Here is a 21,444-nt window from a genome sequence, read left to right as displayed (position 1 = left end):
TAAGAACAGAGAGCAGCTAGGCTCCTTTGCCCCAAAAAACACCTGCGATAACGACCCTGCGTCACATTCTCTCGCTCAGCGGCAGTTGCCAGCCTTGCGAAAGCCCGCCGCTACAGCCTCAGCCTCTGATCCAAACGAAACCTGGTTCTTTGCTGAAACTTGCCCATAACTCGGGCAGCCGCTAGGCAGGTGATAAACCCCGCTTCGCTGATTGCCGATCACTTCGCCAGTGGTTACTGCTGCTGGGGTGACGGGGGCAGGCTCCTTGGCCTTGGCCACCTGCCAGTTTGCTGCCGCAGTAGTATTACGGGGCTCTATGCCCTCGCCCGTTGGCTTGTATCCAAGTGCCCATGAACGCTCGCCAGTCACGAACTTATTCGGGTAGCCGACGATCTTGGCAATGCGGGCGTTACGCTCACGCTCCCAAGCAGTCACCGGATACTGCTTACCCCAGGCCATCAACAGTTGTTGTTGCTGACGCGACATGCTCAGGTTATAGCGATCAAACATGTAGAAGGTCGTTCTTGCGACAAGCCCTTTGACCTCGTCACGAGGCTCAGCGGTCTTCGCTCCAAAATCAATACGCGTTGAACACTGGCCGTATTGAGGAGCAGCACTTGAAGCCATGCCGTAATTGAAGTTAGCGCGGTCACCGTTCACTTCGCCGACTGAGGGATACAAGTTAAAGAGATCGGCTTCCATCGCTCGAAAGACAGGATCGGTCGCAACACAATTCTTGCGCCCGCCGTTCTGCCAGCACTGCCGCTGGTGTCCAAACGTCCAGGCAGGAATGATGTGTTCCCACTCTGTTCGCTCCGCGCGGCTAGCCTGCTTCCTGGCTTCATAGCCACAGGATTCGGCGTCTACTCGGCCGCCTGACTTCCCGACCCACTGCCACTTGCACCCGCAGTACAACTCACCTTCGGGGCCATCTGCCTGGTCAAAAAAGATTTCGCGCTTGGCAATGACTTTGGCTTCAGTAAATGTGCCAGGTGCGCTGGCAAATGAGGGCGTAACAATACAGAGCAACAGAGCGACGAGAGATAAAACCTGTTTCATTCGAAAGCTTAATATTTGAAAGATGGCAGCATTATACCTAGCCAGCTGAGAAATAAGACTCCAAGTAGTGATACCAGAAAAATGATTTTACGTTTAAACTCGATCATTAGTCGAAAACAGCCACTAAAAATGCTCATTCAGTTCAAGTCTAGGGAGACTTCATGTCCAAAATCGCAGAATTCAAAGCACTCGAAGCACAGATTGCCGAGCACCAAAAACGTCTAGAAGCACTTCAAGGCGATGAAGGCCTTAAAAAAGAAATCGAATTCGAAAGCAAGCTGCGCAAACTGCTGGGTGAATTCAGCTACTCGCTGCGCGATGTAATCGCACTGCTTGATCCGGAAGCAGGCAAAGGCCGCAAAGCAGCTGCTGAAAAACCGGCTCGCCGGGCACGTGAGCTGAAGCGTTACAAGAACCCGCAGACGGGTGAAGTCATAGAAACCAAAGGTGGCAACCATAAGGTGCTCAAGACCTGGAAGGCAGAGCACGGTTCGGAAGTAGTTGAAAGCTGGGTTCAGTAAGCTTCCTCGAACAAAGGGCCGCAGCAGCGGCCTTTTCATTTATCGAATACATCCAGCACCAATCGAGCAGCTGATCTATCCGTACTCAGATGTCATCTGAGCTCTACTCGACAGCGCCATCGCTATACAACCGGCGCTTTCGGTTTTGACTCAGCGTCGCCCTTAGCCACGCGGCGCTTCGCATTTAGTGCCAGAGCTTCCGTTACCACGCCGACGGCCCCGCCACTGAAGCATCATTTAGCGACAGGGACGAGCTGCAAGTCCGCTTCTGGCCGAAAACGGCTTAGCAGAGACTTGGAAGTAGGTTCATCTTGAATTGGTCTGTCCCGGAGCCAGTGGACAGGTAATTAAGAGCTACTGCTCGCATTTTGCCGTTCAAACGCCATCGGACTGAGATAGCCCAACGTCGAGTGGCGACGGCGGTGATTGTAAAAGCGGATGTAGTCGAATAGGTCAGTTTTCGCTTCCTGGTAGCTGACATAGCGAGTCAGGTACACCCGCTCGGCCTTCAACGAGCGGAAGAAACTCTCCATCGCCGCATTATCCCAACAGTTTCCCCGTCGCGAATGACTAGGCACGATGCGATGCCGGCGCAGCAGTGCCTGGTAGTCATAGGCGCAATACTGGCTGCCACGATCCGAATGCAGCAGTACCTCCGTCTTTGGCTGCCGGCGTGCAACGGCCATCTCCAGTGCTGCATGTACCAGAGCCTGCTGCATGCGGTGGTGCATTGCCCAGCCGACAACGGCGCGCGAATAGAGATCGAGCACAACCGCCAGGTACAGCCAGCCCTGCGCAGTGCGCACGTAGGTCATGTCCGAAACCCAGTGACGATTGGCGCGATCCGAAGCGAACTGGCGATCCAGATGATTCGGAGCAATGGGGAGGTCGTGACGACTGCCTGAAACCAGCCTCCAACGCTTGCGTGATCGAACTCGCAGGTCAGCTTCACGCATCAGTCGAGCGACGCGGTGCCGACCACACGCATGCCCCATGGCCGACAGCTCAGCTTTGATGCGGCGATGGCCATAGATCCCGTTTACTTCATGGTGGATGGCGCGAATTTCTTGGCTCAGGTGCCGATTGGCCATCTCTCTCGCTGAAGGAGGCCGCTGCTGCCAGGCATAGAAACCGCTGCGAAATACCCGCAATAGACGGCACACCGGTGCTACGGGATAACGACCGGCCAACGCCTCAATAGCGCGGAATCTCACTTCGTGGGCTGCGAGAAGATGGCGATCGCCTTTTTTAAAACATCGCGCTCCATGGTGACTTGGGCCAGTTGCTGGCGTAGCCGACGAAGCTCGGCACTTTCACCGCGCTGCTTGCCATTGCCCGGAAAAGCATCGTCACCTTGCTGTTCGTACTGGCGCTTCCATTTGCCCAGCAGGCTTTCAGCGATGCCGAGCGTCTCGGCCACATGACGAAGCGGCGTGCCGGCAAACACCTGGTCTACCGCTTCACGTTTGAAAGATTCGGGAAAACGTCGTCTGGTCTGGGTCATGAACACTCCTTGCGGCGGACATTATCCACCTTAAGTCAGTGTCCACTCAGCCCGGGACAGACCAGCCACGCCGGCCTAGGCTCTGGCTCAATTTAATTTGTGGAAAAATAGATCGGTCGTTCATGTCCATTCAGGTGAAACTGCACATAGGGTAGGCTTCCTTAGTAAAGCAGCCATTCGCGCAACGTATAGATTATGGACGTGGAATTCAGACCTGATATGGATCTCGGTTCAAGCCCGGCCTCGCGAGGGCCGGCCGGGGCTTATATCGAAGGCGAACTTGGCGCTCTCTATCTGCTCGCCCTGCTGACGGGTAATCGAGCACCAGGTATGCCAGAAGCCCGAGTCGTCAGCGTCCGATTTCAAGGTACCGAACTAGGTTTTAAGCTGGACGACCTGATCGCTTTTGGTGTGGGGCCAGCCGGCGACTCTATCCTCGAAATTCAGTCAAAGCGGGATATCACTTTCTCGCCGGGGGACACAGTTTATAAAGATGTTGCCTCGCAGCTTGCGCAAAGCGTGGCAGGTTCCGTTCCGCCGGAACGGCACCTTCTCGGCATCGCGACGCAACGAACCAGCCGCAAGATTTCCGGCGCTTATCAGGACGTGCTCAAGTGGGCGCGAACCATGGGGAATGCGGCTGCATTCTTCACTCGCATAAACACCAGAGGCATCGCGAGCAACGATATGCGCGATTTTGTCGCGACGACGCGAAGGCATTTAGTGGCGAATGGTACCGCCGATGACGACGATGCGATCTGGCGGCTATTGCGGCGGATGCTCATTCTCGAGTTTGACTTTGAGGCAACATCACCGATCGCCCGGATCTATGGGCATGCACTCGCACGGACAGCGTTAGCTGACGAGGACGTCGGCCGCGCCGGGGCGTTGTGGAGCAGGCTGATAGACTTGTCAATCAAGACCGGGACCACCGGTGGTGAAATCAACCGAACAGCCCTAGAGTTCAATCTCGCAGAAGCGGGATTCCGGCTTGCTGGTGGCCGCGAATATGGTCCGGCGCGCGTCAGACTAACCGAGCTTGCGCAGAACACGCTTGCGCATATCGGCACGAGCGTGGCGGGGGTGACCTTACCGCGGCTAGAGGCAATCGCTGCTGTAGACGATGCATCCGAAGTTCATCGTTTCATCGAGATCTGTGGGAATCCCGGGGTCGGCAAATCTTGGATCCTCCGTAATCTCGCTGAGCGTGTTGCACACCAGGCACCGATTATTGTCCTCGACCGCGACTCGACACCTCCGGGGGGCTGGCTGCCGTTTTCAAACGCTCTCGGGATCCCAGGATCAGCTGTCGAATTCCTGACTGATCTGGCTGCTAGCGGCGGCGCAATACTCTTCATCGACGGCATTGACATGTTCGACGATGCCGGGCACCAGCGCACTATTGCCGAGCTCATGAGAGCAGCGAGCGCGATCCCGGACTTCAAGGTGATCGCCACCATCCGCACGGCCAGCAATGTCGATGTGAAACTCTGGCTCGACGATCAGATCATTGCTGCAATGGGCGGCGCGTACGCGATTCAAGTTGGCCCCCTGTCGGAGGATGAAGTTGAAACCCTAGTCGATCAGGCGCCGGATCTTCAATCGTTGCTGGCCCCGAAGCATCCTGCAGCCGGACTTGCACGAAATCTCTACCGACTGTCCCGACTATTAAAGGTGCCTAGCGCTACCAGGATTCGGACCGAGGCAGCGATGGCCGGTTTCTGGTGGAGCAGTGCCGACGGCGCACCTGCAAACGACGTTCGCGCAGCGCAGCGTCTGATGGCAGCTCTCGCCGACAGCGCCTTGAGGAGCGAAGAGGGTCTTGAAGTTGCCGAAGACTCAATGGCGCGCTCACATCTGATCGACGCATTAACGCTCAGGGAAGTGCGGCGCGACCGGCTCGACTTCTATCACGACGTGTTGCGTGACTGGGCGATCGGCAGTTATATCGCTGAGCACCCCCAGCGTCTTGCCGATTTAGACTTGAGTGTGCCGGTCTCACCGCGCGTTGCCCGCGGCATCGAGTTCGCCGCGCGCCTCGCGCTGGAATCGAGTGCAGATTGCAGCGTATGGCTCCAACTTCTCGGGCAACTCTCGGCTCCTGAAGCGCATGGGTCCTGGCGGCGTCAGGCGATACTTGCCTTGCCGCGCTCAGAGGCCGGATACGAATTACTCGAAAAGTGCGGCGCCGGATTGCTTGCAAATGGGGCGGCTCTACTCGTCGAATTATGCACGACTATTGCTGCGGTCGAGACCGTGGCGGCGGTCGACCTGATGACAATGCCGGACGGAACTAAGGCCGATCTCCCGCGCTCCTATCGAATCGATGTCACCGGCGCCGCCCTACTAGTGCTGCGCTGGGTGCTGACACATGTGGCCGAGATTTCGATTCCGGCGATCAGCGCTGTGCTCGAACTAGTCAAGATACAGCTCGCTCTCCTCAAGCATCTTCAAGAAGTCGCAAGCCAAACAGCTGTCATGCTGTTTGGCTGGCTACGACAGCTCGACGTCCGCGACGCCAAGGTGACGATCCTGGATGAGCGGGTCCTTGGGCGAACTGCCAGCGACGAACGAAGCAGTTTGATCGAGCAACTTCGCGTGATCGCTATGTTGCTCGGCGAGTTCGCACCTGAAGAGCTCAAGGCCTATCTCAGGGAGGTTGGAAACGAGCGAAACAGCCACAAGGTCGATGCGATCCGGAGTTTCTCTAAAGTGATCGCACCAGTTGCGCCCACTGAACTGGCGGAGCTTGTACTGACGAGCCTCCTTCAGAAGAGGGAGCCGCGCAGCCGTCGCGACCGCATGATGGAGCAGACCTTCACCTTCGCCGACAGCAGCTATTTGCCGGCCTCGCCGGCTCAGCCTCCATTCTTCGATCTGTTGGAGTCTGCCCCCTCAGAAGGGTTGAAGCTGATCCGGGCACTGGTCGCGGAGGCGATAACATTCAGCACCGACGCGCGTGCGCCGGCAGACTCTGGCTTCACTGTCGATTTCGGTGACGGTCCACGCCTCTTTCCCCGACCCGACAGTTATCTCTGGTCGCGGGATCAATGCCGCGATTATTCAGCTGCCTCCGGACTTAAGGCGCTAGAGGCCTGGAGTCAGCAAAGGCTCGATGATGGCGCCCCGGTCGATGAAGTGCTCGCCGATATCCTCGGGCCTGAGGGCAGCTGTGCGGCGTATCTCCTGATCGCGGTCGATGTTTTGCTTTCGCATTTCGACGTAGCGCGAGATGCGCTGGCGCCGTTCATTGCCGTCCCGGAGCTGTTGGCCATTGACCGTATGCGCCGGGACCATGATCGCCTGAGACTCGGGTTGGATCAGTTTGTGATCGGGAAGGAACCGAACGCCAAGATCAAGCTCGCCGACTTGAAGGGCCGCCCGTCGCGACACGCATGCTTGTTGGACGTAGTGCATTTTTATCTGGGGGACGATCCAGTGGCGAATCGTCTGCGCGAGCAACTAGGTGCCGCGGTCGAGAGTCTCGACCCCATTCAATCCTACTCGAACTGGAGTGACGCGCGGCTCATCGCGCGGTCGGCCTACAACATGCTGCAGCGATCAAACTGGATCGATACCGGGGATGGGAAGCTACTATATCAATCGCCAGCGGACGAGACCGCGCACTTGGAAGAGATGGAAAAGCAGCGGCTCGCATTCATTCGTTCGAACGAGATTGAATCGCGCATCGAGTTAGCGGTCGCCGGCGGAGGTGAACACGCTACCGCCACGACGGCGCGCGATGCGGTAGCGTATGCGGGCGGCGATCTTCCCGACGATAGGGATACCGATTACCTCAAGTCGCGCTCAACCCGGCTTATCACGACGGCCTTACTGGTGACTCGCGACGGTGACGACGCTCTTCTCGCTGCCGAGGAGGCGTGGGTCCGGCAGGTCGTCGCCATCGCGCTTGAAGAGCACTCCGATCGAGGCGGCGGATCAGAGGATACGCTGTGCTTCAATCGGCCGGCGCTTGCCATCCTTGCTCTGATACATCTCTGGGTCCGTAAGGGGAGTCCGAAGGACCGGAACGCGCTGATCCGGCTCGCGACGCGCGAGGATCGCAGTGCGGCGCCGGCGTTCTCAGCTGGACTCGGGCGGATCCTCAGATTCGAGCCCAAGTTCTTCAAGGCAGCAATGCGCGCTGCGTTCGCAAGCTTGACTTGGCGCTGGAAGAGCTACGACGAAGAGGACGAGGCAGAGCATGCTCGCTTCAGCGCGGGGCGGGCCGCGGCGGTAGATGCTGAGGTCGCAGCCGAGATTGCCTGGCTGGATGGAGAGGCCGAACCTGAGTGGCCGCTCTGGCCCGAGGAATGTCCGTGTCTGCGGCGTGGATCACGCATCCACGTTCCTGAATTTACAACGCCGACCGAGCTCAGGGAAGACGAGACGATAAAGTCTGCAGTCACCGAGCAGTCGTCGCTCATTCAAGTCGACAGCAAGGCGGCAGCGCAATGGCTGGCGATCCTCCAGGCAGCCCCAAAAGGGTCGGTCGATTGGCGACAGGAGGTGGTCGAGGCCTATGTCGACTGGACCTCGCGGATCAACGGGTTAGGTCTGCAGGTAGATATCGAGATCGATCGCGATCCGCACGACTGGAATCTGCACTACTACGCGCTGTTTGCCGAGCGGTTGCTCGACGCCAGCGATTCGGCGTTCGAAGCTGATCTGAAGCTCGTGACAGATCTTCCGGATAAGACGTTTGGCGAGGTCGCGCAGACTGTCATCCATTCGGCCGACGCGCTCTATTGCAATGATCCGCTGCGTCCTGCCGCACGACCTGCCGATTTACGTGCCCGCTTGGCGCAACGTGTGATGGCACTCCACCGGTGGCGATATGCTCACGATCCGGCCAGTTCACGGATCGACATGCAGATCGGCGGGATCGTCGCAAAGGTAATGCTGAACACCTACAACCCGTTCAACGGGACGCAAAGCTATCTGCCGCCCGTACTATTCGACCGTGTCGACCCGCTCCTTCCAAGCATAAGACCGCTGCTACCAGGGGGGCCGACAGCCTTCGTGGCGCTGTGCACGATGAACCTCCTCCTCGTTGGAACGCGCGCACGCCATCTAGACTTCCTGCTTGAGGCGACCGAGGCTTGGTTTGGTCGCACGGAGGCGCCAGGACTGTGGATTGAACTGGGCATCGGACACAAGGTAGTTAAGTGGTTGGCAGCTGCAGTAATCCAGGCGCCGGAATTGCTCCTACCCAAGCATCCGATGCGCGCCCGTATCGACCGCATGCTCGGGCGGTTAGTCAGCGTTGGTGTTGCGGAAGCACATGAGCTCGAATTGAAGGTCGAAGCGGCAGCCAATGGCATCTCCTGATCGAAAACGATGAAGATTGAGTCGCCCCTGAGTTCATAGACATCTTGAGCGTCCGCTTATGGCTTTGGAAGACGTTGTGACCGTACGCTATCGACGGATGTGGATCTACCAAATACGAAGCGAGTTAAGATACGACCTCAACAACAAAGTATGACGGAGATCTGTGTGGCGAGAAAGTTGAAGGTGGGTGAGTCTGTTTACGTCCCAGCATCTCGCTTCGATGGGATGGAAGACCTGCCATCGGTCGTCTGGCGGACGCAGATCGTCGACGCAGAACCCGCCAAAGTCAAAATCCAGCTACGCGATGGCACGATATCAGAGTGGATAGGCTCCAGCCTGTGTCACAGAAACATAGGCATCCTGATTTTGACGCTCGGGGATTTGTCGACTGAGGAAACTCTACTCGACCCCTTGGCAAAATCAGTATTGCAGTACTGTCGGTTGCTCGTTCCTGACGACCAAGTAAAAGCTTACAAAATCAGGTCGCTCAAAGAGCTCACGTCCATCTGGGGTAAAGAACACGCTCTCTATTCCCATGTGATCTTCGTGGGACATGGTAGCTGTAAGGGCTTCTGTTTCTCGAATGATGGATGGGCCAATCCAGAGCAGCTTCAGCGGGCGTTACACAAGCGCGGCGCTCAGAAGAAGGTAATTATTTCGCTATGCTGCCAAACCGGGTTCCAAGCTGTGGGGGGCGTATTATCAAAAATGGCATTGTGCAGTGAATTTATCGCCCCTTTTCACAGCGTACATGGCGCCATCGCCTCTCAGTTCGCGCAGACCTTCCTGGCCTTTCACCTATTGCAAGGTGAGACCACTGGTGTTGCTTTCAAGCATGCGAGGGAAAACACTCCAGGAAGCACGAGCTTTCGACTTTGGAGAAAAGGCAGGCTTCGCGCCGGAGAAAAATGACTTCAGATAGCGCCTAGCGCTGACTTCGGCCACCGCATCTTTCAAGGCTAAGCTTAAGTCCGAGTAAGCGTGTGAGATCACAAGGGCACCTGATCTGCTGGGCCCTTCTTTACAACGCGCTACCACCTAGCCAAGCAACCATCCGCTCAACCGGCTACAAAAGACGTACCTGCTTAGCCGAGCACCTCCATGTGACTGTTTGAACATGATCTTCACTGACTATCAGCGTGTCGACGCAAGCCCCAAAGCGAACCGCGAGAGTAATTTTTCCTTCCTGGATCGATCTGCTCGACCGGAGATGGAGCGAGTCCGTCACTACCTGGAAGGCCTTGTGGGGGAATATCCACAGGAGGAACGAGATGAGCTGGTCGCTCGGCTCAAATGCGGAGACGACACGCACTTCAAGTCCGCAGTGTTCGAACTGGCGCTCTTCGCTTTCCTGGTTCGACTGGGCTACTCCTTGTCACCCCACCCCGAGCTGCCGAGCGGGTCAAAGGCACGCCCAGATTTTCATGTCACAACACCCACTGGTGAAGAGTTCTATCTCGAGGCTGTTTTGGCTTCGATTAGGGACGAGTCTGTTCCTGCAGCAGAAGCAATGATTGGTTCAACGCTCGATGCCCTGCGGAAGGCGAGTCACCCTAACTTCTTGGTCCTCGTTGAGTACGACGGCACACCCTATACTCAACCGAGCGGCAAGAAACTGCTCACCGCCACATTGAAATGGCTGAATTCACTCGACCCCGATAGGGTTCGAGCTGAAGCTGAAAGCCGAGGCTTGGACTCAACCCCCACACTTGATTGGGCCCATGAAGGATGGCAAGTGCGCCTCCGTGCCTATCCACTTAAGCCTGAGGCCCGTGGGAAGTCCCGTTCATTGATCGGCATGCTTGATAGTGGCGCAGGACTCATTGATCAGTGGTCGCCCATTCGGGACGCCATCAAGTACAAGGGCGCAAAGTACGGCGACCTCGACAAGCCTCTCTTGGTAGCGGTGAATTTCGGCTCCTTCCATCTTGACGGAATTGACGAAATGGACGCGCTATACGGGCAGGAACAGTACGTTCTGGACACTAGAGATCCGGAGAAGGAAGCCAGAATTACTCGTGCATCAAATGGAGCATGGATTGGCCCGTCAGGCCCTCGAGCCAGGCGTGTTAGCGGTGCATGGATTTTCAACGACCTGACCGCATACTCGCTCTCCTCACGACGCCACACGATCTATCTCAATCCATGGGCTACGCATCCACTCCCTGAAGCATTGAAATCAATGCCTCACGCGATCGTTAGCGGGGATCGGATGCAAAGGTGCGACGGCTTTTCGCTTGCTGAGGTGCTCGGGCTTCCCACCTGCTGGCCCGAAGACGAATCGGGCGGCTGCGGTGCACCTGGTCAGAGATAAAAGCTGACGAGCTTTAAGCGCAGGTGGCTGACTGTCGCCTTTACTCATTACGTCCTAAGGATCTAGCGCACTGAATGAAGCTTTACGAAAACATCACCATCGGGAATTTCTTGTTTGCCCTTGGCTATGCCATCCGTGACTTCCAGCAAGGCTCAAAGTGCGCCGCGCTAGGATCGATCAATTTGCTCCAGCAAACCCCTGCCGACCAGTTGCTAGCCGACGTGTTGTTGAATTTCGGTGGTGTGGCCCGCCTCCTGGAATTCAAGGCAGAGGGAGCGGATCTACGCAAGGAACGGGGTAAGCACGCAGGACTTCAGGCGGCAATCGAAAAGAAGCAGCTCACCGATATTTCCCGTGAGGTGCATTGGTATGTTGAGACCAAGTCCACCGAAGATTCTCTCGGACTCCTCACCGTTCCCTACTTGGATGCATTCCCAAGGGATAGAACTAGGGTCGGTCGACTCCAGGACCTGGTCCAATTAACAGCTGAGGCTATCGCTTTTCAGCATTCCAACTTCACCGCCAAGCAGATCCGCGACTACCTCCTGACAGTCAAGACCGTAAACGGTTCTGAGGCTTCGGGGTCTGGTGGCTTGCTGCTCTTGGCTGAGCCTGGGGGAGTACTGAAGTTCGCACCTTTGGAGGACATGCTGGAGCTCAACATGACGCTTCGAGCATGGGCAAAGGAGCGGTTCGAACGAGCCGAGCAAAATCACCGACTAGCGCTTGAAAAAGCAAAAGCAAAAGACCTTGCCAAACATAAGTCATTCGATCGAGGTCTGGGATGAGAGCCCCCATTACTGCGAGTGAGTACGAAACTTACGACGAGAAAATCCGTGCTCAAGCCGAGGTACTCACCTCGTTGCTCTCTGCTGGACTACACACCCAGGATGAGGCCGACAAAGCAGTCGCTGCCCTGAGAAAACTGCAGGCTGAAGTCGTTGGTCAAATCACCTCTGCGAGACAAGACCTTTCTCTCATTGCTGATGAAACAGCCTCCAAGGCAGCAGTTTTGCTGTCAGATAAATTCGTTCTGGCGAACAAGGCTGCCGACCATGCTGCTAAGCAGTACAAAAGCGCGGCCCGGATGCTTGGCCTGAAGACCTTCGCGGTACTTGTCGTTTCTTTAGCAGCCATCGGCGCGACAGCATGGCTTCTAGTTGGCCCCCTGCTACCGAGCCAAGCAGAGCTCGCGTTTCGGCGCGCACAGATTGCTGAGATGGAAACCAAGGCAGCCAAGCTTGAGCGCAGAGGTGTCAACCTAGAGTGGGACATGTGCGAAGTGGGGATCTTGAAACGCGAACAACCCTGTTTCAGATCAGACGGAGAGATATACGGGCCGAACGATCGGTCTAGGTTCTACGCTGTTCCGTACAGTCGATGATCGACATATCCAATCACTAGTCTTAGGGAAGCGCCCCGTGTACCGGCGGCCTGCTCCAAGACTTCGTTGGCCCCTTGCCTCCCCTTGGAGAGATACCTGAAAACCCGCCCATTCAAGGCGGGCTTTTTTTGCGCCCATCCGTAATAGTTAGGATCCGCCAGCAGGTAACGACAAACGCGTCCTGATGTTTTCGATGATCTCGGTGAGGCGCTTCGGGTACTCACCGGTGAAGTACTCGAAGGCAAGCGGGTTTTTCGCAAGAAAATGACTGCAGAACTCAACCCAGTCTTTTGTTCTCAGCGGGCCATTGATCTTGAAGACCTTGGTCGACCTTGCCTTGATGTGCGCTGAATTCTTTATGACCATGTTGAAGTCAGAATCCCGCCTCTGAAAATACTCATCTTCCGTAAAGAGCTGGATCGCGCCATCGAAGTGCCTGAAGCAGTCGGCCTTAAGGTCGTACTCGGCATGCAGGTACCTAGCAGGGAAGTAATGCTGCCCTTCGACCTCAACCCTGACGCTCTCCGTCTTCATCTCTAGCGCTTGGAACGACTTGATTCCATCCGACTCGCTCCACTTGATGTCTAGGCAATAGGCATCAGCGAAGAACATCGAGAGATCTATCGAACCGAGGTCCAGAGGAGGCCGCAGCTTGACGATACCGGGTTTTATATTCCGGATGTCATCGTCGAAAGGTGCGCCGAACCATGTGTCAGCTTCGAGGTAGCGCCCACCATCAACATCGATCCGAACCCGGTCTTCGTCGAGGGCTATGTATTTTTCTATCCCGGGACCGTCGAAGCTCCAGAACAGCTCTATAAACCTCGGGGCCCAGTTGTTCACTAGGCTCATACTGCGCCGGTAACAGGGGTGGGCCATCAAAATAAAGTCAGGACCAGCAAAACACCCACCACCAAAGTGGCTTGGGGGTAGCCGTGCCGCAATGTCGTTGAACGGCAGCAGCCCATCACGCTCTGCAGTTATCGGCCCTAGAAGCTTCCTAGCAATGCCTTTCGCCTTAGCGACAATTCCGGTGGTTTGGACATACTCGAACGAGTCCGCGTTGAGGATCACCCCTTTCAATTCAGCCATAACAGTGAACCGAGCAATCAGATCTGCTGCTGCGGCAAGCTGCTTGCGGGACTCCTCTTTCATATCCGCGAAATAACGAGCCATAAACTCGTTGTGGCTTTGATCAGTCATCAGTGCCAGGTTCCGAGCGAGGTAGCAGAACATCAGCCCCACGGATTGGGGTATCCAGGTCGATGCTAGTCTCCAACTCCACCAGTCGCGGATGTCCGGGATGGCTCTCCACCGCGAGCGCTACTAACCGACGGCAGTTCAAAATATCGCCCTCTAGCCGGTACCGCTCCGCTAAATCCAGAGTGACAGCTGCTTCGTAGAATCGAGGGAACCGCAGCCCACTAGGACGACCCCGTCGCTTGAAATAGCTCTCAATGGTTTGATCGTGCACTTCCAATGTCCAGCCGGGAACCTTACCTGCCACCGTGTGTACGAGGAGAGCCTCCGGTGAGGGGTGCGATAGGTCTTGTTGGATCAGTTTTTCTATCCCCTCAGATACAGGCGCCTTCTGCTCTACAGGAACCACCATGTTAAAGAGTGTATAGAGCGCCAGGTACGGTAAGCGCGGATCTCTCTTAGCGCCCAATACAACATCAGCTACCGCACTCAGGACCGGGCGCAGGTCTGTAAGCACCGCTCCCTTTTCGCCCAACTGGCAAGAGACCAATTGCTCTAAAAATCCCTCAAGCTTGCATCGTCCAGCACTCATTAGATCTGATCCCACATTTCCCACCCAGTACTGCGGGGCCATGCGCAGCTGAATGATGTTGGTCCGCTCCAAGGAGTAGCCCGGGTATGGCTCTCGATCTAGTGACGGCTGGCTAGACACGAACTCAATGATCACGTTGCGCATCAAGCGGGATAACCCTTGAAGGGTTAAGTAAGCCTTGCGCTCGTGAAGCGTTGTTTCACCATAACCATGGCCAAGCACAACTACGGTAGGGAGTCGCATTAGCTGATGTACGTATTTGGAGCGGGCTTGATAGGCCGTGGTCAAGGCCTCGGCAATGTCGGTGCTGGAGAGAGCTTGGCCTGGGACCAACGATGCGTCGCGAAAATATTCGGGCGGTGTATGAGCGATAGCAAACTCGCGGAAGCGGCGCGCCAAGGCCGTATGCTCCACTGTTAGCAGCGCACCCCGAACCCTTTGTGCCACCGCTTCATCCGCACCTGTCAAAGCCTCGTCAATTGCTTGCCGCTTTCGCTGGTCATAGGAAGCCCAATCGCTTTCATGACCATCAAAATCCTGCGCCAGTGACTCTACTGATGCCACCAGCAGGGTGTACGCCAACTCCAGGTCATCCGCGATCCGGTGCATACCGTTTATGTACGTCCGGATCGCTCTCATCACACCGAGATACGTCTGACGCGGCAAGCCGATTAGCCGGCCAACAAACTCCTGGAGGAAAGCCACTTCCTCAGGCTTACACCAAAGCTCTGGCTCGAAGAAGCGACTGACAAACTGATGCGGAGATGCATGGGTTGCTAAGCCCTTTTTTCCGCTAGTCAGGCGCCGAGCCAGATCGATGTCTGGTGAACATACGCAATTCAGCGCAAATGACGTCACAACCGAAAAATCGCTGAGGTAGGGCTCAGCAGCGCAGGACACGAGTACTCCCGGGCCCTTTTCCTCAGCTTCCATTCGCTCCTGCATCTCGTAGACGAGTACAGTCGGCTGAATCGAGGTTCTTGAGGATGGGATCAGCTTTCCTGCCGCCGTTTCTACTACAAGCTCAGGCTCTATATTGGCGTTGGTGTAGAGCATGCCGCGCAACAGGTTTTCCCACCCTACGGGGCGACTGAAAAGCTTTCCAGTGGCAATCTGAAGCATACGATCTCCAATATCGTACTCAGTGGCTCAGCGCCAACGGGCGGTTCCTGGCTCCGAAACTACTCAGTATCAAACGCTTAATCTGGCACCTCATTATGTAGTCCCATCCGGGATGCTACTCAATATCCGCTTCTGGCCGATCGCTGCCCGTCGTAGTGCAGTTTCGCGCGACAAAAAAGCCCGCCATCAAGGCGGGCTTTCAGGTGTCTCCAAGGGGAGGCTATGTGCCAACAAATTCTCGGAGCGAGCAGAGTGAGAATACATTGATGTCACCTCTGCGGTCACCAATCGACTACCTATCATTGACCAGTGGTCGCAAGCGGCCAATAGCTGCCCTTTGCAGAGAGCCCACGTCGGCCAGAATCGGGCGCTCCTGAACGCGTCTGCCGCCACGGTGGCTATCACCAGTGCTGCTGGTGATGGTTGAGGTGTGCCGGTATAAGTCGACTTACCTGCGTATTCCTAAAAGGCGTCCAGCTTGAAAATCACCGCTATAGCGCCACTCGACAGATCCAGCGCGAATCACATTCTGAGTTTGGTAACAACCATACGTGCGGACTTGGTGATTCTTCCTGGGCACTGGCACAATACGCCTTCAGTTGCCCGGATGCGCAAAGCTCTCTCAGAGGGGGCATGGGCTTTTCTTGAGTCGGGAGATAAGCTGAAAACATCGCCCGCTCTAACTTCTTCCTCAGCCGTAATAAGACTGCCTCGGCAGGTGTTTGGCATCTCGCCTGCCAAGCAGCAGCTTTTTGACCTCGAATCCCGTTTTGCACACAGAACAGTGCAGATCGGGGAGCATCGTGTCTCTTTCATCCTGTGTGGCGAGATCAATGCTTTCCAAACGGACGGAACCACGAAGTCCGGAATCAAGCTTCCTTTCGACATCCTGATCAATCCTGCTCACTCCGTGATGGGGCGATGGCATATTCTCGGCCGAAAGCTCAGCGCACTCTCCCACCAAGGCGTGGTTGTTCACGTAGCCAATAACGATAAGAACAGCGGCAGCCTGACAACTGATGTTCGCATCTACGCCGGAGGTCAACAGGTTGGAGAGCGAAGCAGAAATGAGTTTGCAGCTTGGTGCACGTACGAAATCCCATCTGCGAGCTAGTAGATGTGGCCGGCGTTCGACCCTAGTGGCCGTCATATCAGGCAGAAACTGGCCGACTGCAGCCCCTCGGGGTAGCGTGCGAGAATCTAAGACAGAACGTCTCGGAAGAATTATGACAAACAGCAGAAAGCCGCAACACTGCACGATCTGCGCATGCCTACTCGACAATCCGGAAGATCCATTATCAGGCGATACCGGCGGGGATTGCTGGGGATGCATAGGCGCTATCGAGGCGGAAATGGGATGCGCAGAGTCGCTCGACTACGTACGCCAAGAATACGAGGCAGGACTTCGGCCTGGCTGGATCGATCCGTTTAAGCCATGACACGGAAGCTGCATTACGACTGCTTCGGGTCGAGAGCTGCCGGTTGTAACTTGCCGCTCTAGTCAGTCGTTGCCATTAGCAGCCGTCCGATGAGGGTAGCTTTCGACCCGAAAGGGATGCTTGGCTCTGTCTACGAAACTGGCGTCGACTCATCCACTACATGATCCATGTGTAATTCTATCAAAAATTATGTAGTTACAGATTATATGGCTATGCATTTTACCGCCCTGTTTTCCCCAGATTGCCGCTCTAACGCTTAGTAGGATGGCCAATATGGCAATTTAATGCTACGTATGCTTCTGCCGGATTCGGACACGCGGCGCCCAGATTGCTCTGTGCGCTTGCACCCAAACGCATGACAGGAGTTGCTAGGCATGAGGGATACCTTTCCAATAGAACGCGGTCTGTCCGCATCTGTGACCGATGGGTTGGTTTACCGATCCGAGGGGGCGATTTCCCTCACTGATGTTCAGTACCTCGCGTTGGAGTCTGGCGTGGCGCATGGACAAAGCATGCTGGTGGTTTCCCCAACCTCCACGGGAAAGACTCAAATTGGGCTCTGGGCTATTGCTGAAGGACTGCTCGCAGGGAATAAAACCGTTTATTTGGTGACCCATCGCGCACTGGCCAAGCAGAAATTTGAAGATTTCAAAACGTTGTTGTTGGACAGATATTTGGAGAGCGATGGTGCTTCTATAGTTATTGCCACGGGGGATTACGTCGAAGATGCCACGGGACAGTATTCTGCGGCTCCTCTAAGTGCTCCTCTGATAATTGCTACTTATGAAAAATATTTAGCGCTACTGTCGGCATCTGGGGTGCCGAAAAGCATGCAAAATACGATTGTCGTGTGCGATGAAATTCAGCTAATGGGAGACGAAAACCGCGGGCAAAATGTTGAAGTCCTTTTAACACTTATGCGGAACGCGGGTTGGAAACAATTTGTAGGACTATCAGCAGTTTTAAAAAGCAAGGACGCCCAGGACTTAGCGAACTGGCTGCGGGTGCAGCTTATTTTCGAGCAAAAGCGCGAGAAACATTTACGGTATGAATGCTGGATTGGCGATCAGATTTATTCGGTAAGCAGTGCAAAACCTGATGTGATGGAATCGGACAAGCGGCTGCCTGCTGGAGTTAAAGCGGAAACGATTTCAGCTTTAACATATCTGCTTAAGCTAGATAATCCACCGCTTCCAATCATAGTTTTTTGCATGAAAAAGCAAGATACTTATGATCTTGCTGAGGCTTTTGTAGCTTCGTACCACAAGGGTAAGCAAGGACAGATGTCGTTAGAGTTTGATACCTTGCCTGAAACTTCAGCGAACACGATGCTAGCGAAGATACTGGATCTCCGAGTTGCGAGTCATAACGCGGACTTGACTGACGAAGAACGAGGAGTAGTGGAACGTTACTTGTCAGAAAATAAGCTGGATGTTGTATTTGCCACAAGTACTTTAGCAGCAGGTGTGAACTTTCCTCTAGGGGCAGCAGTATTTGCTAATTGGGAACGTTGGGACGGCCAGCAAAGACAGTATGTCGCAATAGATAGCGCAGAGTTCCACAACATGTCCGGGCGGGTCGGGCGTATGGGGTTTGAACATGCTGAAGGGCGTGTAATATATTTTGGTACCGGGCAGCAACGAGCATTAGCTACAAGCTATCTATCAATAGGGCAGCTTCCTGAAATCAAAGCGCGAATTGTGCCTGCTAGGTTCGGTCAGCTTTCACTGCAATTGATATCTTCAGGGTTGTGCAACAACAGAGCTGAGCTTGAAGAGCTTGTTTGCACAACGTTCAGTGCGTTAAGGGAGGAGGATAATAACTTAACTGCATTTAAGACGTGGCCGAGTAAAGTCGGTGCTGCTCTGACTGGGTTGATTGATGCTGGCTTCGTCGTTGAAACATCTGGTGGGGACCTAAGCCCTACGCCAGTGGGGCGAGCAGTCGGGTTCAGTGGTTTGCTACCTGAAACTGGGGTGTTTTTAATCAACTTTCTGTCTAAGAAATCACTTTATTTGGCAGAGCTCATTGGGCATCTTGAATCGGCGGATCTCAAGTCCAGGCTAGAGATGCTTATCTTTTCCGCATGCTTATCCAGCCCTGAGTTTCGTCCGAGAAATGGAGTTAAACCTACTCGGTTCCTGCCTTATCAGTTGAAAGATCCTATTTATGATGCGCAGCACCTCGCAGATGACCTAATGGAATCAATTTGGCAAGTTGATCCAGTACCCACTAATGCGGCATGGTTGTGCCAGAAATGGACTAGCGGTGTGGAGATTAGGGCAATTGAGCGTGAAGTTAAATCGCTGAGTGCTGGCGCTGTCAAAGAAATGAACAGAAACCTATCCTGGGTCTTGCAAGGCTTAGCTGGGATAGCTATGTCCGCCGCTGATAAACGCGTGCCGCCAGTTCTTCGTCCGCCACAATTAAGAGTGGATGATACGTTGCTGCGCACTATATCCAAGCTGACGCGCTACATTCGAAGATTAGCATACAGAGTCCAAGAGGGATTGCCGGACGATATTCTCTGGATGACAGGGGTATCTACGGCGGGTAGTGCTTTAAAGCTGTATAGGCATGAAATGTTGCTCTTGAAGCACCATGGAGTCACAACGCCGCAATTGCTGATGCTTGGCAGTCCTGAGGCGAATTCAGCAAGAGTTTTAGCTTTTCTAAAATCTAAGCCTAATGCGCAAGCTAAAGCAAATTGGGTACGAGACGCTTGTCGAGATTGGAAAGTTGACCAGCGGAAGCGAATGTCTGTTAGGCATCTAAAACGAGCTAGCAGATGCGATAGCAAGGTTCTAATTGAGAACTACTATGAGGCAAAAGGTGATGCGTTTGAAGTGGCATTCGAACAGGTGCTTGTTCAGCTAGGTGTAGCGTTTGAGAAATTAGATGACAAGACAAAAACTGGCGCGCCCGACTATCTAGTAAAATTCTTCGATTCGCCTTCGGTTGTGGTCGAGCTAAAATCGAAAGAGGGAGATAAGCTTGTCGATTACAATAAAGCGGTAGAGGTTTTAGCGGCCTCCGAAATTCATAGCTTTAGAGATTGTTTTTGCGTGACTCTTTGCCATCCCGGAGTAGATCCGAGTGTGCCACAACAAATTGCATCCTGTGGCCGGTTAAGTGTAGTTGAGAGCGGGGATTTGGGTGAGGCTCTATTGCGATTGTGCGAGGGAAGCCTAACACAACAACAAGTGTGGCAGTGGCTCTGCACACCTGGTCAAGCCGTCGCAGAAGACCTACCATTTCGTTTGTATAATTGATTAGGTTCTAAGAGAAATTTGTGAGACCTATAGCCTTGCTATTTCTAGCAGGGCTGAAGGCTTTATCTTTAGCGCTGGGCGATCTTGATGACGTTTAAAATTGTGATGAGTTGCCCATGGTTTCGTAGATATTTCCGACTGACTGCTTATGGACGATTGTATTAAAAAGTCGGTTCTTCCAGACTGCCCGCGTACTGACTGCTGAAGACGCCTTTTTTGCGCGCAGCTACGCGAAATCTGAGCCCGTAATCCTTTGCTCAAAGTAAAGACTTCAATCTTAAGCGCATACTTTTCTGCCGTGGAAACCATGGCCGACTTTTTCAACAGAATCGGCCGAAAGCAGTCTGCATGGTACGGCAGTTTTCGACCAGAAACAGCCTCTTGAATGCGTCTACGAAACCGGTGGCGATTCACTTCTATGGCAGCCCACTACGCAGAAGACTTCGCTAAAAAATCTGTAGCAGGGTTATTCCCGACAGTCTCTGTCGGAGTTTTCCTAGGAGGGTATCGATACCTGTGTAAAGAGGCGTGCCCAATCTCTAGATGCAAGCTCCCGGCAGGCGTCGAAAACGCCACCAAAACATCCCAATGAGATGAGTTTCATCCTCGCCTCCGACTCGTAACAGATTGGCTTTCCTGCTTGGTCGAGTAGCACGCCACGGGCACCAATCAAAAGGGCATGTCCGCCGACAATATCGTGCGCCGAAAGTGCGGCCAATGAAACACCAGCTACAGCGTCGCCGGCGGCAACACGAGCTAGACGGTAAGCGATACTCGGCATGGGGTGAAACCCGGCTGGAGCGCAAAGCTCGGCATTGAGCTCTCGTTGGTTCACTGCGCCAGTACTCACTAGCACAGTCGCCCCTGGTTGCAGCTTTAGTTGAGATAACACATTCGGTATGGCTATCCCGTTGCGAACGAGACATGCCATTCCCTGCGCCCATGAAACGCAATCGCCAACGCCATCCGAAGTAACAGGTGCATAGACCACTCCAAGGACGGGAGCCGCGTTATGCAGGAGACCGACTGAAACCGCGGACCCTGGACGGCCCTGAAGGAAATCAGCGGTTCCGTCATTAGGGTCAACCACCCAGCAATACCTATTCCCAGTCATACGCGGTGCAGTCTCTTCACCCCAGAAGTCGCAATTTAAAATATTTAGCAACCCCGCTCGCAGTTCCTCCTCTATCTCACAGTCGATAAAGGCTTTGTCTCCCACACCTCGCGGTCCTTCAGCGCGCGACCACTCTGCGGATAGGTGTTCACCAGCTATAAGGACCCTGTCGACGACAGAGGGCAAAAGATCTACCAAGTCCATAGTTTTCCTGAGCCAATCTAAGTTAAACGCGAGATTTTTGAATCCGAGCTCAACGCTCGCCAACGCAATAAACCGTTGTCCAAGCGTCCGCCGGCAAACGTGCGGCTTCCGTGCGTTCAAAGTAAACGTCGCCGGACGTCACTGTGTATGAGTAGCTAGTTCGGTCTCCAAACCCGGCGCTCTGAATCGCGCTCAGGCCTTCCATAAACCATCTGCGTCCGCCGTTGATACCTCCGGAACTGACGAGGTGAATTTCCTGGACTGCCCAATTGCTGGCCTCTTGAACCAGCTCTAGGAGATCGGGAACAGCATTGATGAGCAACACAGTCGGCCTGGGGGTGTCGCCATCCAAATCCAGTACAGCGACGTGGAAATACGGAAATGAGCT

14 protein-coding genes are annotated in these 21,444 nt (G+C 54.6%); 8 read left to right on the top strand and 6 right to left on the bottom strand.

The genetic code is table 11. The features are described 5' to 3' along the window. Window positions 1-75: 75 nt before the first annotated feature. Window positions 76-1,059: an endonuclease gene (locus tag ACZ3GY_RS15030; RefSeq protein ID WP_465910804.1), complete on the bottom strand. Its 984-nt coding sequence runs from the start codon at window positions 1,057-1,059 to the stop codon at window positions 76-78. Between the two features lie 161 nt (window positions 1,060-1,220). Here ACZ3GY_RS15030 and ACZ3GY_RS15025 point away from each other — a divergent pair, with 161 nt between their 5' ends. Next, window positions 1,221-1,580, top strand: a complete 360-nt coding sequence (locus tag ACZ3GY_RS15025) for a histone-like nucleoid-structuring protein, MvaT/MvaU family (protein WP_465910803.1) — start codon at window positions 1,221-1,223, stop codon at window positions 1,578-1,580. Window positions 1,581-1,927: 347 nt separating this feature from the next. On the opposite strand, the gene ACZ3GY_RS15020 is transcribed toward ACZ3GY_RS15025, so the two are convergent. Next, on the bottom strand, window positions 1,928-2,794 hold the full coding sequence (locus ACZ3GY_RS15020; protein WP_465910802.1) for an IS3 family transposase: 867 nt from the start codon (window positions 2,792-2,794) through the stop codon (window positions 1,928-1,930). After that, window positions 2,791-3,084: a transposase gene (locus ACZ3GY_RS15015; protein WP_465910800.1), complete on the bottom strand. Its 294-nt coding sequence runs from the start codon at window positions 3,082-3,084 to the stop codon at window positions 2,791-2,793. Before ACZ3GY_RS15015 ends, ACZ3GY_RS15020 begins: the two co-directional genes overlap by 4 nt. 195 nt (window positions 3,085-3,279) lie before the next feature. Here ACZ3GY_RS15015 and ACZ3GY_RS15010 point away from each other — a divergent pair, with 195 nt between their 5' ends. The 5 genes from ACZ3GY_RS15010 (at window position 3,280) to ACZ3GY_RS14990 (ending at window position 12,113) form a co-directional block, all read left to right on the top strand. Beyond that, on the top strand, window positions 3,280-8,415 hold the full coding sequence (locus tag ACZ3GY_RS15010) for an NACHT domain-containing protein (RefSeq protein WP_465910798.1): 5,136 nt from the start codon (window positions 3,280-3,282) through the stop codon (window positions 8,413-8,415). A 165-nt stretch (window positions 8,416-8,580) separates the two neighbouring features. Next, window positions 8,581-9,327, top strand: a complete 747-nt coding sequence (locus tag ACZ3GY_RS15005; protein ID WP_465910796.1) for a hypothetical protein — start codon at window positions 8,581-8,583, stop codon at window positions 9,325-9,327. A gap of 199 nt (window positions 9,328-9,526) precedes the next feature. After that, a complete protein-coding gene (locus tag ACZ3GY_RS15000; RefSeq protein WP_465910795.1) occupies window positions 9,527-10,729 on the top strand; it encodes a hypothetical protein in 1,203 nt (400 codons plus the stop codon). A gap of 74 nt (window positions 10,730-10,803) precedes the next feature. Continuing rightward, window positions 10,804-11,517 (top strand): hypothetical protein, encoded by a 714-nt coding sequence (locus tag ACZ3GY_RS14995; protein WP_465910794.1) that lies wholly within the window; start codon window positions 10,804-10,806, stop codon window positions 11,515-11,517. Then, window positions 11,514-12,113: a hypothetical protein gene (locus ACZ3GY_RS14990; protein ID WP_465910793.1), complete on the top strand. Its 600-nt coding sequence runs from the start codon at window positions 11,514-11,516 to the stop codon at window positions 12,111-12,113. Before ACZ3GY_RS14995 ends, ACZ3GY_RS14990 begins: the two co-directional genes overlap by 4 nt. A 147-nt stretch (window positions 12,114-12,260) precedes the next feature. Here ACZ3GY_RS14990 and ACZ3GY_RS14985 read toward each other — a convergent pair whose 3' ends face one another. Further along, complete coding sequence (locus ACZ3GY_RS14985) at window positions 12,261-13,316, bottom strand: hypothetical protein (protein ID WP_465910791.1); 1,056 nt, start codon at window positions 13,314-13,316, stop codon at window positions 12,261-12,263. Continuing rightward, entirely contained in the window at window positions 13,309-15,027 is a 1,719-nt protein-coding gene (locus ACZ3GY_RS14980) for a hypothetical protein (protein WP_465910790.1), read from the bottom strand. Before ACZ3GY_RS14980 ends, ACZ3GY_RS14985 begins: the two co-directional genes overlap by 8 nt. Before the next feature lie 478 nt (window positions 15,028-15,505). On the opposite strand from ACZ3GY_RS14980, the gene ACZ3GY_RS14975 reads away from it, so the two are divergent. Next, window positions 15,506-16,141 carry a hypothetical protein gene (locus ACZ3GY_RS14975; RefSeq protein WP_465910788.1) on the top strand — a complete coding sequence of 212 codons (636 nt, stop codon included), beginning with the start codon at window positions 15,506-15,508 and terminating at the stop codon, window positions 16,139-16,141. A 699-nt stretch (window positions 16,142-16,840) separates the two neighbouring features. After that, window positions 16,841-19,738: a DEAD/DEAH box helicase gene (locus tag ACZ3GY_RS14970; protein WP_465910786.1), complete on the top strand. Its 2,898-nt coding sequence runs from the start codon at window positions 16,841-16,843 to the stop codon at window positions 19,736-19,738. Window positions 19,739-20,234: 496 nt separating this feature from the next. Here the strand turns inward: ACZ3GY_RS14970 and ACZ3GY_RS14965 are convergent, their stop codons facing one another. Next, the gene (locus ACZ3GY_RS14965; RefSeq protein ID WP_465910784.1) at window positions 20,235-21,056 is read right to left on the bottom strand and encodes an inositol monophosphatase family protein; all 822 of its coding nucleotides are present in this window, start codon (window positions 21,054-21,056) and stop codon (window positions 20,235-20,237) included. Window positions 21,057-21,444: the final 388 nt, after the last annotated feature.

The organism is Pseudomonas sp. PME37.24/006 (assembly GCF_055556635.1).
This window is presented reverse-complemented; position numbering and strand designations above follow the sequence as displayed.

Excerpts from the sequence above, each read along its gene's own strand:
- ACZ3GY_RS15030 (WP_465910804.1), bottom strand. The coding sequence starts at position 1,059 with ATGAAACAGGTTTTATCTCTCGTCGCTCTGTTGCTCTGTATTGTTACG.
- ACZ3GY_RS15025 (WP_465910803.1), top strand. The coding sequence starts at position 1,221 with ATGTCCAAAATCGCAGAATTCAAAGCACTCGAAGCACAGATTGCCGAG.
- ACZ3GY_RS15015 (WP_465910800.1), bottom strand. The coding sequence starts at position 3,084 with ATGACCCAGACCAGACGACGTTTTCCCGAATCTTTCAAACGTGAAGCG.
- ACZ3GY_RS15010 (WP_465910798.1), top strand. The coding sequence starts at position 3,280 with ATGGACGTGGAATTCAGACCTGATATGGATCTCGGTTCAAGCCCGGCC.
- ACZ3GY_RS14995 (WP_465910794.1), top strand. The coding sequence starts at position 10,804 with ATGAAGCTTTACGAAAACATCACCATCGGGAATTTCTTGTTTGCCCTT.
- ACZ3GY_RS14990 (WP_465910793.1), top strand. The coding sequence starts at position 11,514 with ATGAGAGCCCCCATTACTGCGAGTGAGTACGAAACTTACGACGAGAAA.
- ACZ3GY_RS14985 (WP_465910791.1), bottom strand. The coding sequence starts at position 13,316 with ATGACTGATCAAAGCCACAACGAGTTTATGGCTCGTTATTTCGCGGAT.
- ACZ3GY_RS14980 (WP_465910790.1), bottom strand. The coding sequence starts at position 15,027 with ATGCTTCAGATTGCCACTGGAAAGCTTTTCAGTCGCCCCGTAGGGTGG.
- ACZ3GY_RS14970 (WP_465910786.1), top strand. The coding sequence starts at position 16,841 with ATGAGGGATACCTTTCCAATAGAACGCGGTCTGTCCGCATCTGTGACC.
- ACZ3GY_RS14965 (WP_465910784.1), bottom strand. The coding sequence starts at position 21,056 with ATGGACTTGGTAGATCTTTTGCCCTCTGTCGTCGACAGGGTCCTTATA.